At 67.6% G+C, this 13,681-nt stretch carries 13 protein-coding genes; 7 read left to right on the top strand and 6 right to left on the bottom strand.

Going from position 1 to position 13,681, the window contains the following annotated elements; translation table 11 throughout:
- Positions 1 to 2: 2 nt before the first annotated feature.
- From A5655_RS17940 to A5655_RS17930, 3 genes are read right to left on the bottom strand one after another with little or no spacing between them, the layout of a single operon-like run.
- Positions 3 to 1,553 carry an acetolactate synthase large subunit gene (locus A5655_RS17940; RefSeq protein ID WP_067012202.1) on the bottom strand — a complete coding sequence of 517 codons (1,551 nt, stop codon included), beginning with the start codon at positions 1,551 to 1,553 and terminating at the stop codon, positions 3 to 5.
- Positions 1,550 to 2,374, bottom strand: coding sequence for an amidohydrolase family protein (locus A5655_RS17935; protein ID WP_067012200.1), 825 nt, complete (start codon positions 2,372 to 2,374; stop codon positions 1,550 to 1,552). Before A5655_RS17935 ends, A5655_RS17940 begins: the two co-directional genes overlap by 4 nt.
- 52 nt (positions 2,375 to 2,426) lie before the next feature.
- Positions 2,427 to 4,067: an acyl-CoA synthetase gene (locus A5655_RS17930; protein ID WP_067012198.1), complete on the bottom strand. Its 1,641-nt coding sequence runs from the start codon at positions 4,065 to 4,067 to the stop codon at positions 2,427 to 2,429.
- A gap of 64 nt (positions 4,068 to 4,131) precedes the next feature.
- On the opposite strand from A5655_RS17930, the gene A5655_RS17925 reads away from it, so the two are divergent.
- Both A5655_RS17925 and A5655_RS17920 read left to right on the top strand, forming a co-directional pair.
- Positions 4,132 to 4,944: a crotonase/enoyl-CoA hydratase family protein gene (locus A5655_RS17925; protein WP_067012196.1), complete on the top strand. Its 813-nt coding sequence runs from the start codon at positions 4,132 to 4,134 to the stop codon at positions 4,942 to 4,944.
- Positions 4,945 to 5,071: 127 nt separating this feature from the next.
- Positions 5,072 to 5,911, top strand: coding sequence for a hypothetical protein (locus A5655_RS17920; RefSeq protein WP_067012194.1), 840 nt, complete (start codon positions 5,072 to 5,074; stop codon positions 5,909 to 5,911).
- 104 nt (positions 5,912 to 6,015) lie between these two features.
- Here A5655_RS17920 and A5655_RS17915 read toward each other — a convergent pair whose 3' ends face one another.
- Genes A5655_RS17915 through A5655_RS17905 form a run of 3 tightly spaced genes read right to left on the bottom strand, consistent with a single transcriptional unit; the run spans position 6,016 to position 9,000 of the window.
- Entirely contained in the window at positions 6,016 to 7,206 is a 1,191-nt protein-coding gene (locus A5655_RS17915; protein WP_197508728.1) for a cytochrome P450, read from the bottom strand.
- A gap of 2 nt (positions 7,207 to 7,208) precedes the next feature.
- The gene (locus A5655_RS17910) at positions 7,209 to 7,925 is read right to left on the bottom strand and encodes an acetoacetate decarboxylase family protein (protein ID WP_067012190.1); all 717 of its coding nucleotides are present in this window, start codon (positions 7,923 to 7,925) and stop codon (positions 7,209 to 7,211) included.
- A gap of 43 nt (positions 7,926 to 7,968) precedes the next feature.
- Positions 7,969 to 9,000, bottom strand: a complete 1,032-nt coding sequence (locus A5655_RS17905) for an LLM class F420-dependent oxidoreductase (RefSeq protein WP_067012188.1) — start codon at positions 8,998 to 9,000, stop codon at positions 7,969 to 7,971.
- A 64-nt stretch (positions 9,001 to 9,064) separates the two neighbouring features.
- Between A5655_RS17905 and A5655_RS17900 the strand changes: the two genes are divergently transcribed.
- The 5 genes from A5655_RS17900 to A5655_RS17880 form a co-directional block, all read left to right on the top strand.
- Positions 9,065 to 10,054 (top strand): Zn-ribbon domain-containing OB-fold protein, encoded by a 990-nt coding sequence (locus A5655_RS17900; RefSeq protein WP_197508727.1) that lies wholly within the window; start codon positions 9,065 to 9,067, stop codon positions 10,052 to 10,054.
- 15 nt (positions 10,055 to 10,069) lie between these two features.
- A complete protein-coding gene (locus A5655_RS17895; RefSeq protein WP_067012184.1) occupies positions 10,070 to 11,134 on the top strand; it encodes a thiolase domain-containing protein in 1,065 nt (354 codons plus the stop codon).
- A complete protein-coding gene (locus tag A5655_RS17890) occupies positions 11,134 to 12,327 on the top strand; it encodes a thiolase domain-containing protein (protein WP_067012183.1) in 1,194 nt (397 codons plus the stop codon). The genes A5655_RS17895 and A5655_RS17890 overlap by 1 nt, the downstream gene beginning before the upstream one ends.
- A gap of 5 nt (positions 12,328 to 12,332) precedes the next feature.
- Positions 12,333 to 12,749 carry a nuclear transport factor 2 family protein gene (locus A5655_RS17885; protein ID WP_067012240.1) on the top strand — a complete coding sequence of 139 codons (417 nt, stop codon included), beginning with the start codon at positions 12,333 to 12,335 and terminating at the stop codon, positions 12,747 to 12,749.
- 126 nt (positions 12,750 to 12,875) lie between these two features.
- Positions 12,876 to 13,681, top strand: an 806-nt coding sequence (locus tag A5655_RS17880; RefSeq protein ID WP_156764916.1) for a PE family protein, incomplete at its 3' end; no start/stop codon positions are given.

Genomic DNA, 13,681 nt, shown 5'->3' with positions numbered 1-13,681 from the left:
CGCTAGCCCGTCAGTGAGGGCACCACGGCATCGATGAGGTGCGGCCCCGGTTCGGCGAAGGCCGCGCGCAGGGCATCGGCGAATTCCTCGGCCGTGGTGACGCGCCGCGCGGGAACCCCCATGCCCTCGGCGATCTTGACGAAATCCATTGTGGGGCACGATAAGTCGAGCAGGTCGAGCGCCTTCGGGCCGGGCGACGACCCGGCCCCGACGCGGCCCAGCTCGATGCGCAAGATGTCGTACGCGCTGTTGTCGTAGAGCACCGTGGTCACGTTGAGGTTTTCCCGCGCCTGCGTCCACAATCCGGAGATCGTGTACATCGACGACCCGTCGGACTCCAGGCACAGCACCGGACGATCGGGTGCGGCCACCGCGGCCCCCACCGCGGCGGGAATGCCGTAGCCGATCGCGCCGCCGGTCAGGGTCAGCCAATCATGGGCCGGCGCACCGGCCGTGGCCCGCTCCAGCATGAGGCCCGACGTGTTCGACTCGTCGACGACGATCGCCCCTTCCGGCAGGAGCGCCCCGATCACGTCGGCCGCCGACGCGGACGTCAGCGCACCCGTCGGCAGCTGCGGGCGCGAGGCCGGCGCTTGCGGTGCGACCGTGCCGGGGGCCACCTGGTCGGCCAACGCGACCAAAGCGGTTGCGGCGCAGTTGTATTCGGCGAGCAGGTGCACCTGGCAGCCGGCCGGTACCAGGTCGCTCGGCATGCCCGGATACGCGAAGAAGGAAACCGGCGACTTGGCGCCCGCCAGCACCAGATGCTTCGCGCCGTTGAGCTGGGCGGTGGCCGCCTCGGCGAAATACGCCAGCCGCTCGACGGCGGGGACGCCCGCGCCGCGCTCCAGCCGGGTCGGGAACGTCTCGCACAACAACCGGGCCCCGGTCGCCTGGGCGATGCGCGCCGCGGCGGCCAGCCCGGGGCCTCGGGTGGCGTCGCCGCCGATCATGAGCACCGCGGGCTCTCCCGAACGCAACACCTCGAGCACCTCGGACGCCAGGGCGGGATCGGGTCGCGGCGGCTCGGCCGGCGGTGTCCGGGCGGGTTGCGCGCCGTCGGACCAGGACGCGTCGGCGGGCAGGATCAGGGTGGAGACCTGCGAGCCGGACCGGCTGGCGGCGATCGCCTCGGCGGTATCGGACGCGACGTCGGCGCTCTGCTGGGTGCGGCGCACCCATCCCGAAACGGTGCCCGCCAGAGCATCGATGTCGGATTCCAGTGGGGCGTCGTACTTTTTGTGATAGGTGGCGTGGTCGCCGACGACCACCACCATGGGCACTCGGGCGCGCCGCGCGTTGTGCAGGTTGGCGAGGCCGTTACCCAGTCCGGGGCCCAAATGCAGCAATACCGCGGCGGGCCGCCCGGCGATGCGCGCGTAGCCGTCGGCCGCGCCGGTGGCCACGCCCTCGAAAAGGGCCAGCACGCCCCGCATTTGGGGGACGGTGTCGAGCGCGGCCACGAAGTGCATCTCCGAGGTGCCCGGGTTGGCGAAGCACACGTCGACGCCGCCGTCGACCAGGGTGTTGATCAGGGCCTGCGCGCCGTTCATCTGCTCGCCTCCAGTCTGAAAACGCGTTCCGCGTTGCCGCGCAAGAAGTCTCGGCGGGCATCATCGGCGAGCCCGAGCTCATCCAGCCCCGCCAGGGCGTGCGTGTGGATGATCATCGGGTAGTTGGTGCCGAACAAGACTTTGCGTTGCCCGGTGCCGGTTTTGATGAAACGTATGAGCTCCTCGGGCAGCCGTTTGATGGTGTAGGCCGAGGTGTCGATGTAGACGTTCTCGTGCTTGCGGGCGACGGCGACCATCTCCTCGGTCCACGGGTAGCCGACGTGCCCGCACACGATGACCAGCTCGGGAAAGTCCAGGGCCACCTGGTCGATGTAGGGAATCGGGCGCCCGGTCTCCGACGGCCGCAGCGGGCCGGTGTGCCCGACCTGCGTGCAGAACGGCACGCCGGACTCGACGCATTCGGCGAACAGCGGGTAGTAGCGGCGGTCGGTGGGCGGTGCGTCCCACAGCCACGGCACCACCCGCAGGCCCACGAATCCCTCCTTCACGCGGCGCCGCAGCTCGCGGACCGCCGCCATCGGGCGATCGAGGTCGACGGTGGCCAGACCGGCAAACCGCGTCGGGTGTTGCCCGATCCATTCGGCGACCTCGTCGTTGGAAACCAGGTCCTGGTTATTAGGGCCGCGCCACGCGCTCAGCAGGCCGAAGTCGACGCCAGCGGCGTCCATCGCGGCGAGTGTCGCGTCGATCGGGATGTCGGTCTCGGGGATCGATCCCCCGGTCCAGCGCCGCAGCGAGGCAAGCATGTCGCTGCGCAGAAACCGCTGCGTCGGATGCTGCATCCACACGTCGATCGTCATCGCGCTTCGACTCTAGACCCACCGCGACGTGGGTCGCGCCGCTAGGAGCCGATCAGGTTGTTACGTGGCTCGCATGCACTTCGTCGGCCGGGCGCGCCTCGGTCTGCTCCTTGGCCCAGCGGTAGTCGGGTTTGCCTGCGGGCGAACGCTTGACCTCGTCGACGAGCCAAAGGCTGCGCGGCACTTTGTATCCCGCGATCTCGGAGCGCACGAAGCTGTCCAGCTCGGCCAGCGAGGGCCGCGCCCCGGGCCGCGCCTGCACGACGGCGGCCACGTGCTGCCCGTAGCGAGGGTCGGGCACGCCGACCACCAGGGCGTCGAAGACGTCGGGGTGGCCCTTGAGCGCGGCCTCGACCTCCTCAGGGTAGATCTTCTCGCCGCCGCTGTTGATCGACACCGAGCCGCGGCCCAGCATCGTGACCGTGCCGTCCTCCTCTACCAAGGCCCAGTCCCCGGGGATGGCATAGCGAACGCCGTTGATGGTCCTGAACGTTTCGGCCGTCTTCTTCTCGTCCTTGTAGTAGCCGACCGGGATGTTGCCCTTCTTGGCGATGAAACCGCGCACGCCCGACCCGGGCTTCACCTCGTTGCCGTCCTCGTCGAGCACCACGGTGCGGTGGTCGATGGTCACGCGGGGCCCACCGCTGTGCGGGGCGTCTTTGGCGACGATGCTGGTGCCGCCGAAGCCGGTTTCCGAGGAGCCGATCGAGTCGGTGATGACCCGGTTGGGCAGCAGCTCGAGCAGGCGCTCCTTGATGCTCGGCGAGAACAACGCCGCGGTGCTGCCCAGCATGAACAGCGACGACAGGTCGTAGTCGTTTTGCCTGTCGAGCGCATCGAGCAACGGCCGGGCCATCGCGTCACCGGTGAAGAACAGCATGTTCACCTTGTGATCGTGGATCGTGCGCCACACCTCGTCGGCGTTGAATTCCGGTGCCAGCACGGTGGTTTGGCCCGAGAAGAGCGACCTCCAGGTGGCCGACTGGGTGGCGCCGTGGATCATCGGCGGAACCGGATAGTTGATCATCGGCGGGTTGGCGGCCGCGGCCTTGGCCAGATCGTATTCGTCCTTGACGAATTCGCCCGTGGCGAAGTCGGTTCCACCGAGCAGCACCCGGTAGACGTCCTCGTGACGCCACATCACGCCCTTCGGGAATCCGGTGGTGCCACCGGTGTAGAGCAGGTAGATGTCGTCGGCGCTGCGTGGGCCGAAGTCACGCTCGGGCGAGCTGTCCGCTATCGCCGCGTAGAACTCGACGCCACCGTAACGCTGGAAGTCGTTGTCGCTGCCGTCCTCGACGACGAGGATCGTCTTGACGTTCGGGGTGTCCGGCAGCACGTTGGCGACCCGGTCGGAGTACTGGCGCTCGTGCACCAGCGCGACCATGTCGGAATTGTCGAACAGGTAGCGCAACTCGCCCTCGACGTAGCGGTAGTTGACGTTGACGATGATGGCGCCGGCCTTGACGATGCCGAGCATCGCGATGACGATCTCGATGCGGTTGCGGCAGTACAGCCCGACCTTGTCGTCCTTCTTGACGCCCTGGTCGATCAGGTAGTGGGCGAAGCGGTTGGCCTTCTCCTCCAGCTCGGCGTAGGTCAGCTTCTCGCCGCCGCAGATGAGGGCAACACGGTCAGGCACAGCGTCGATGGCGTGCTCGGCAAGGTCGGCAATATTCAGGGCCACGGCCACCAAATTAGAACGTGTTACATTTCTTGACAAGCTCACCCCCAACGTCGACGGAAAGGCACCAGCCGTGGCCGAGGCTCCAGCAAACGAACAAACGGGACCCGACGCGCTCGTCGAGCAGCGCGGACACACCCTGATCGTCACGTTGAACCGGCCGCACGCCCGCAACGCGCTGAGCACCGAAATGATGGAAATCATGGTGCAGGCCTGGGACCGCGTCGACAACGACGACGACATCCGGTGCTGCATCCTGACCGGGGCCGGTGGCTACTTCTGCGCGGGCATGGACCTGAAGACGGCAACGAAACGGCCACCTGGTGAATCCTTTAAGGACGGCAGCTACGACCCGTCACGGATCGACGCCTTGCTGAAGGGTCGTCGGCTGACCAAACCGCTGATCGCGGCCGTCGAGGGACCCGCGATCGCCGGCGGGACCGAGATCCTGCAGGGCACCGACATCCGGGTGGCCGGCGAGAGCGCCAAATTCGGCATCTCGGAAGCCAAGTGGAGCCTGTACCCGATGGGCGGGTCGGCGGTGCGGCTGGTGCGACAGATCCCCTACACGGTCGCCTGCGACCTGCTGCTGACCGGACGGCACATCACCGCCGCCGAGGCCAAGGAGATGGGCCTGATCGGGCACATCGTCCCGGACGGTCAGGCGCTGACCAAGGCGCTCGAGATCGCGGAGATCATCGAAAACAACGGACCGTTGGCCGTACAGGCGATCCTGCGGGCGATCCGGGAGACCGAGGGGTTGCACGAGAACGACGCGTTCAAGATCGACACCCAGATCGGCATCAAGGTGTTCCTGTCCGACGACGCCAAGGAAGGCCCGCGGGCGTTCGCCGAGAAACGCAAGCCCAACTTCCATAACCGCTAGCTTCGGCTGTCCGCTCGCCTCGCTCTTCCCCTCCGCCGAACGTGCACTCAGGGCGAGATTTTGGCCATTTTTTCGCCCTGACGTCACGCTGGGCGCTCGTGTCGGTAGGCCGAGACACACTGCGCGGGTGGAAGAACCGTTCATCGGGAGCGAAGCGCTCGCATCGGGCACGCTGACGCGGTACCGCTTGCGAAGCCGATTCGTCGCAATCCATCCGGACGTCTACGTCCCGCGCGAGAAGGACTTGACCGCCGTGACGCGGGCTCGTGCCGCCTGGCTGTGGTCACGGCGACGCGGGGTCGTCGCGGGACATTCCGCGTCGGCGCTGCACGGCGCCAAGTGGGTCGACCCCCGGACACCCGCTCAATTGCTGTACGAACACCGCCGGCCGCCAACCGGCATTCGCACCTGGTCGGACACGGTCGCGGACGATGAGACTCAAGTGATCGGCGACGTGCTGGCGACGAACCCGGCACGCACCGCTTTCGACCTGGCCTGCCGGAATCCCACCGGCATGGCGGTCGCCGCCATCGATGCGCTGGCCCGGGCAACCCGACTGAAGATCGCCGACGCGGAATTGGTTGCGGAACGCTACAAAGGCCATCGGAACATCCGGCGGGCGAGGCGCGCGCTCACGCTTGTCGATGCCGGTGCCGAGTCACCCCGGGAGACCTGGCTGCGGCTGATGGTCATCGAGGCCGGATACCCTCCGCCGCAGACCCAGATCCCGGTCTACGGCGAGTACGGCGAGCTTGTCGCGGTTGTCGATCTCGGTTGGGAGGATCTCAAAATCGCGCTCGAGTACGAGGGTGACCACCATCGGACCGATCGTGGGCAACTGCGCAGGGACATAGAGCGCTATGAAGCTCTACACGCCATGGGTTGGATCACGATCCGCGTCATGGCCGAACACACGCGCGGCGGCATCCTGGCGCGACTGGCCACCGCGTGGGCTTCCCGAACGTGAACTCACGCACGGAATTTGGCCGATTTTTCGCCCTGACGTCACGCTCGGCGCAACGAGGCAACGAGGCAACGAGGCAACGAGGCGCAACGAGGCGCAACGCGCCGTCAGCCCAGCGGCGCGCTGGGCGTGAACGCCACCGGCATCTTCTCCAGGCCGGACACGAAGTTCGCCGGGCGCAGCGGCAACGCGGCGTCCGGAGTCGCCAGCCGCAGGTCGGGAAGGCGCTGCAGGAGCCGCGTCTGCATGATCGACAGCTCCAGCCGCGCGAGCTGGTTGCCGAGGCAGAAGTGCGTCCCGAAGCCGAACGCCAGGTGGTTGTTCGGGTAGCGCTCGATGTTGAAGCTCTCCGGATCCTCGAAGACCTTCTCGTCGAAGTTCGCCGACTCGAACAGCAGGATCATCTTTTCGCCCTGGCGCAGCGCCGTGCCGTGGAATTCGGTGTCGGCGGTGATGGTGCGGGCCATGTTCTTCACGGGCGCGGTCCAGCGCAGCATCTCTTCGATCGCGTTGGGCAGCAGCCCCAGATCGTCGACCAACCGCCGGTGCTGATCGGGGTGCAACAGCAACTGCCGGGTGCCGCCGGACAGCGTGTGCCGGGTCGTCTCGTCGCCGCCGATCAGGAGCAGCAGCACCTCGGTGACGATCTGGTGGTCCTCCAGGCGTGACCCCTCGACCTCCGCGTGCACCAGGACGCTGACGAGATCGTCCGTGGGCTCTGACTTGCGGGCCGCGATCATCCCCATCATGTATTCGCTGTAGGCGGCGAAGGCATCCATCGTGACCTGGATGTCCGCTTCGGCCGCGGTGCTGCTCAAGGCGCCGACCAGGTCGTCGGACCACTTGAGGAACATCTCGCGCTCCTCCGGGAGCACCCCGAGCATGTCGCCGATGACCGCCATCGGCAGCGGCGCGGCGAGGTCCCAGACGAAGTCGCACTCGCCGCGTTGGCACACCGCATCGATCAGCGTGTCGCACAGCGAAAGGATCTTGGACTCCTGGTCTTTCACGCGCTTACGGGTGAAGCCGGAGTTGACGAGCTTGCGGCGCAACAGATGTTGCGGGTCGTCCATCTCGATCATCATCTCGACGCCGTCTTGGTCGGGCCGGATGCCGCCGGCGTTCGAGAACAACTCGGGGTTGCGCTCGGCATCGATGACGGCCTGGTACGTCGACGCGGCGGCCAGCCCGTTGCGGTCCCGGAAGACCGGTTCGTTCTCCCGCATCCACCGGTAGACGGCGTGGGACTCACCGGCGTAGAAGGTGCCGTCGGTGAGGTCGACGTCCGGCCTGGTCATAGTCATGAGATCTCCTGAGCGTCGCCGAATACCATTTGCACGTTCTCCGCGGAACTGGACAGCATCGCGCGCTTCGGAAGGCCAAGCGACGCCAGCTCTTTCGCGTAAGGGTGATCGCCCAGCCGGATGCGCACCCCGCCGAGACGGGTGCGCACACCGTCCAGCGTGTGTTCGAAGGCGATCTCGCGCGTGACGCCGTCGCGGTGTGAGTAGCTGCGCTGCGCCTGCTGGCGCGGGGTCAGCGAAAACGGCAGGCCCCGACGGAATTCCATGTCGATCACGAGTTGCGCGTCGACGGTGCAGTCGAATCCGAAATGACGGCCCTCTCGAACGGTGAAGTCCGCCATGACTTTCGGGTAACCCCAGATCTTGGTCCCGGCCTCCAGCGTGAACGGCTGGTCGACGGGCAGGTGGTGGATGAAGGCGCCGGCCGACTGCAGCGCCCGCGGCCCGCTGGCCGAAGATCCGGGCGGGTTGACCATCACGCTGGTCCCGAATTCGTAGTACTGGCCCAGGTCGCCGTCGATGTAGTGCATCAGCATCAGGACCACGACCGTGCGCCCCGGCAGGTACCGGCACACCTTCAGCCCGCTGTAGTCGATCAGCCGTTGAGCGGCGTCGGCATCCACCGAGAACATCGCCATGTGCTGGTTTGCTTGGCGGATCCGCACCGGCATCGTGAGTACGGTGCCGGCGATGGTGTGCTGCGAGGCTGTCATCGGGCCAATCTAGAACGCGTTCTATTCGGACGGCAATACCGGGCTAGACCAAGGTAGCAAGCTCGCTGATCTGCTCGGCATTGCGGCCGTTGACCACCATCATCGTGACGCCCGCGGCCTCCCACACCTTGACCTGCTTACGGACGTAGTCCAGATCACCGACGATCGCGGCGTCGTCGACGAGCTCGTCCGGAATGATCTCGGCGGCCTTGTCCTTCTGGTTGCTGCGGAAGAGCTTCGTCACGTCGTCGACGACCTCGGCGTAGCCCATCCGGCGGTAGACGTCCGCGTGGAAGTTGGTGTCCTCGGCGCCCATGCCACCCATATACAGAGACAGATACGGCTTCATGGCCGCGAAGGCGGCGCTGCGGTCGTCGGTGATGACGATCGTGGCGGTCGCGCAGATCTCGAAGTCCTCCCGGGTGCGGCGCGCACCCGGCCGGGCGAAGCCCTCATCGAGCCATTCGTTGTAAGTGTCGGCCATCCGCGGCGTGTAGAAGATCGGCAGCCAGCCGTCGCAGATCTCGCCCGCCAGCGCCACGTTCTTGGGGCCCTCGGCGCCCAGCATGATCGGGATGTCGGCCCGCAGCGGATGCGTGATGGGCTTGAGCGGCTTGCCCAGCCCGGTCGTCGTGGCACCGGTCAACGGCAGCGGGTAGTGCGGCCCGGAACTGGTCACCGGCTTCTCCCGGGCCCACACCTGCCGCAGGATGTCGATGTACTCCCGGGTGCGGGCCAGCGGCTTCGGGAACGACTGGCCGTACCAGCCCTCCACCACCTGCGGGCCGGACACGCCCAGCCCGAGGATGTGCCGCCCCCCGGACAGGTGGTCGAGCGTCAGGGCGGCCATCGCGCAGGCCGTCGGGGTCCGCGCCGACAGCTGCACAACCGACGTGCCCAGCCGCACCCGCGACGTCGAGGATCCGTACCAGGCCAGGGGCGTGTAGGCGTCGGAGCCCCACGCCTCGGCGGTGAAGACGGCGTCGAATCCGGCCTCCTCGGCCGCGGCGACGAGCTCCACATGGTTCTCCGGCGGTTGAGCGCCCCAATACCCCAGCTGCAACCCCAGCTTCATGGCCTCCGCCTTTCCGACCGACCCGATGTTGAAACGATTCTTAGAACCTGTTCTACTCGATGGCGTGACAGCCAGTTCGAGCAGCCCGACCTTGATGGATCACCCTGAGCCACCGCTCTCCGCGCCACTGACATTGTCATTCGACTACACCCGTTCGGTGGGCGCCACGCTGAGCAAGTTCTTCACCGCACTGCGTGACCGCCGCATTCTCGGGGTGCGCGGATCGGATGGCCGGGTGCATGTCCCGCCGGCGGAATATGACCCGGTTACCTACGAGCCGCTGGGCGAGATGGTAGCGGTGTCGAGCGTCGGCACCGTCGCGTCCTGGACGTGGCAGCCCGAGCCGCTGGAGGGCCAGCCGCTGGACCGGCCCTTCGCCTGGGCGCTGATCAAGCTCGACGGCGCGGACACGCTGCTGATGCACGCGGTAGACGCGGGCGAACCCGGCAAGATCCGCACCGGCGCCCGGGTGCACGCGCACTGGGCCGACGAGACGGTGGGCGCCATCACCGACATCGCCTACTTCGCGCTCGGTGAGGACGCCGAACCCGAAGGACCCGCCAGCGATCAGGACCCGGTCACCATGATCGTCACCCCGGTCTCGCTGACGATCCAGCACAGCGCCTCGCACGAGGAGAGCGCCTACCTGCGCGCGATCGCGGAAGGCAAGCTGCTGGGCGCCAAAACGGGCGAAAACGGCAAGGTGTATTTCCCTCCGCACGGCGCGGACCCGGCCACCGGCCTGCCGACCACCGACTTCGTCGAGCTGCCCGACAAGGGCACGGTGACGACGTTCGCGATCATCAACATCCCGTTCCAGGGCCAGCGCATCAAGCCGCCGTATGTGGCCGCCTACGTGCTGCTCGACGGCGCCGACATCCCGTTCCTGCATCTGGTGGCCGACATCGACGCGCACGAGGTGCGGATGGGCATGCGCGTCGAGGCGGTGTGGAAACCCCGCGACGAGTGGGGATTTGGCATCGACAACATCGAGTACTTCCGGCCGACCGGGGAACCGGACGCCGAGTACGACACCTACAAGCACCACCTGTAAAGGACCTAGCTGCACATGAGCGCTCGCAACGTTGCGGTCGTCGGCTTCGCGCATGCCCCGCATGTCCGCCGCACCGACGGCACCACCAACGGCGTCGAAATGCTGATGCCGTGCTTCGCCCAGCTCTACGAGGAGCTCGGCATTTCCCAGGCCGACATCGGATTCTGGTGCTCGGGATCTTCCGATTACCTTGCCGGACGGGCATTTTCGTTCATCTCGGCGATCGACTCGATCGGCGCCTTTCCCCCGATCAACGAGTCGCACGTCGAGATGGACGCGGCCTGGGCGCTGTACGAGGCCTACATCAAGATCCTCACCGGCGAGGTCGACACAGCGCTGGTGTACGGCTTCGGCAAGTCGTCGGCGGGGATACTGCGCCAGATCCTGTCGCGGCAGACCGACCCCTACACGGTGGCGCCGTTGTGGCCGGATTCGGTGTCGATGGCCGGATTACAGGCCCGCATCGGGCTCGACAGCGGCAAGTGGACCGAAATGCAAATGGCCCGAGTCGCGTTCGATGCCTTCGCCCAAGCCAAACGCGTCGACTCCGTCGAACCACCGGTCAGCCTCGACGAATTGCTGGAACGGCCGTTCTTCGCCGACCCGCTGCGCCGCCACGACATCGCCCCGATCACCGACGGCGCCGCCGCGATCCTGGTCGCCGCCGACAACCGGGCCCGCGAATTGCGCGAAAACCCGGCCTGGATCACGGGTATCGAACACCGCATCGAATCCCCGTCGCTCGGCGTTCGCGACCTCACCGAGTCGCCGTCGACCACGGCCGCGGCGCGGGCCGCCACCGGCGGAAACACCCGCAACCTCGACGTCGCCGAGATTTGCGCGCCGTTCACCCATCAGCACCTGATTCTGGCGGAGGCGATCAACATCCCGGGCGCGACGAAGATCAACCCGTCCGGCGGCGCGCTGGCGGCCCACCCGATGTTCGTCGCCGGCCTGGAACGAATCGGCTTTGCGGCACAACACATCTGGAACGGTTCGGCCGGGCGGGTGCTGGCGCACGCCACCAGCGGGCCCGCCTTGCAACAGAACCTGGTCGCGGTCATGGAAGGAAAGAACTGATGGCCGGTGCAGGGGCACACCTTGCCGCGGTACTCGGTACCGGGCAGACGAAGTATGTCGCCAAGCGCAAAGACGTCTCGATGAACGGGCTGGTGCGCGAGGCGATCGACCGCGCACTGGAAGACTCCGGTTCGACCTTCGACGACATCGACGCGGTCGTGGTCGGCAAGGCACCGGACTTCTTCGAGGGCGTCATGATGCCGGAGCTTTTCATGGCCGACGCCATGGGGGCCACCGGCAAGCCGATGATCCGGGTGCACACCGCGGGTTCGGTAGGCGGGTCCACCGCCGTCGTCGCCGCCAGCCTGGTGCAATCCGGAAAATACCGCCGTGTGCTGGCGATGGCCTGGGAGAAGCAGTCGGAATCAAATGCCATGTGGGCGTTGTCGATTCCGATCCCCTTCATCAAGCCCGTCGGTGCCGGCGCGGGTGGATACTTCGCCCCGCACGTTCGGTCCTACATCCGCCGTTCGGGGGCACCGTTGAACATCGGTGCCATGGTCGCGGTCAAGGACCGGCTCAACGGGGCCCGCAACCCGCTGGCCCACCTGCACCAGCCCGACATCACCGTCGAGAAGGTGATGGAGTCCCCCATGCTGTGGGACCCGATCCGCTACGACGAGACCTGCCCGTCCTCCGACGGCGCGGCCGCGATGGTGATCGGGAACGAAGAAATCGCCGAAGCCCGGCTGGCACAAGGCGAACCGGTGGCCTGGATCCACGCCACCGCGCTGCGCACCGAGCCGCTGCAGTTCTCCGGACGCGACCAGGTCAGCCCCCAGGCGGGGCGCGACGCGGCCGCCGCGCTGTGGAAGGCGGCCGGCATCACCAGCCCGATCGACGAGATCGACGCCGCCGAGATCTACGTGCCCTTCTCCTGGTTCGAGCCGATGTGGTTGGAAAACCTCGGGTTTGCCCCCGAGGGCGAGGGCTGGAAGCTCACCGAGGCGGGCGAGACCAAGATCGGCGGCCGGCTCCCGGTGAACCCGTCGGGCGGCGTGCTGTCGTCGAACCCCATCGGCGCGTCGGGCCTGATTCGCTTCGCGGAGTCCGCGATTCAGGTGATGGGCAAGGGCGGCGATCACCAAGTCCCCGGCGCACGAAAGGCGTTGGGCCACGCGTACGGCGGCGGATCGCAGTACTACTCGATGTGGGTGGTCGCCGCGGACAAGCCGGAAAAGGTGCCGGCGTGACCACGATTGAGGGCACCAAGAAGCACCCGGCCCACGAGGCCGGCAGGCGCTCGCGGGAGGCCGTCATCGCCCGGGACAAGGAGGCATGGCTGGCGGTGTTCGCCGACGACGCGATCGTCGAGGACCCAATCGGGCCGTCGCCCCTCGATCCCGAAGGTAAGGGGCACCGCGGGCGCGACGCGATCGCGGCCTTCTGGGACAACACCATCGCACCGACCACCAAGATCGAGTTCTTTTTCCGCGACACCTACCAATGCGGCAATGAGGAAGCCAACGTCGGGCACATCCTCATCACCACGGGCGATTACCAGACCACCGCAGAGGGCGTCTTCACCTACAAGGCCACCGACGAGGGCCAGATGGTCGCCCTGCGCGCGTACTGGGAGATGGACCGCGCCGTCGCGAACACGCGGCACATCTAGACCCGTTTCCCGGCGCCACGCATTTCGGGCGAACGGGAGATTTTCCGTCTCAGCGGCTGTTACGCTCTGGCGGCTCGATGGCCTTCGGCTCATGCCCAGGGTTGACCCGAGCGGGAAGGGTGCCACATGTCCTTTCTGATGGCGGCGCCCGAGGTGATCGACGCGGCGGCTGCGGATCTGGCGACCATACGGTCAGCGCTCGCCGAGGCGAATCTCGCCGCGATGGCGCCCACCACCGAACTGCTGGCGCCGGCGACGGACGAGGTGTCGGCGGCCATCACGGCCGTTTTCACCGGGCACGCCGAGGCATATCAGGCGCTGGGCGCTCAGGTGTCGGCCTTTCACGAGCAGTTCGTGCGTGCCATGAACACGGCCGCCGCCTCCTACGCGAGCGCCGAGGCCGCCAACGCGTCGCCGCTGCAGGAGCTGTTGAACGTGATAAACGCGCCCACCCAGACGCTGGTGGGTCGCCCGTTGATCGGCAACGGCGCCAACGGCGCGCCGGGGACAAGCCAAAACGGCGGGGCAGGCGGGATATTGGTCGGTAACGGCGGCAACGGCGGGTCCGGGGCCGCGGGCCAAAAGGGCGGCAACGGCGGCGCGGCCGGGCTGTTCTGGGGCACCGCGGGGTCGGGCGGGGCCGGCGGCAGCACACTGGTCGCCGGCGCGGTGAGCGGCGGCGGCGGGAACGGCGGCGCCGCCGGGCTGTTCGGGACCGGCGGGGCCGGTGGCGCGGCCGGTGTCAGCGCCAACGGCCGAGGCGGCTTTGGCGGGAACGGCGGTGCCGGCGGCCTCTTTTCCGGGGCCGGCGGCGCGGGCGGCGCCGGCGGTAATGGCCTCAGCGTCGCCGGAGGCGGCGGCGCCGGCGGCAACGCCGGGGTCGCCACGCACGGCAACCAGGGCGGCGACGGCGGCGCGGGCGGGATGCTGCA

This window comes from Mycobacterium sp. 1081908.1, from assembly GCF_001673535.1.
Lineage (GTDB): Bacteria > Actinomycetota > Actinomycetes > Mycobacteriales > Mycobacteriaceae > Mycobacterium.
Note: the sequence above shows the minus strand (reverse complement) of the source record. Positions and strands in the feature narration are given on the sequence as shown.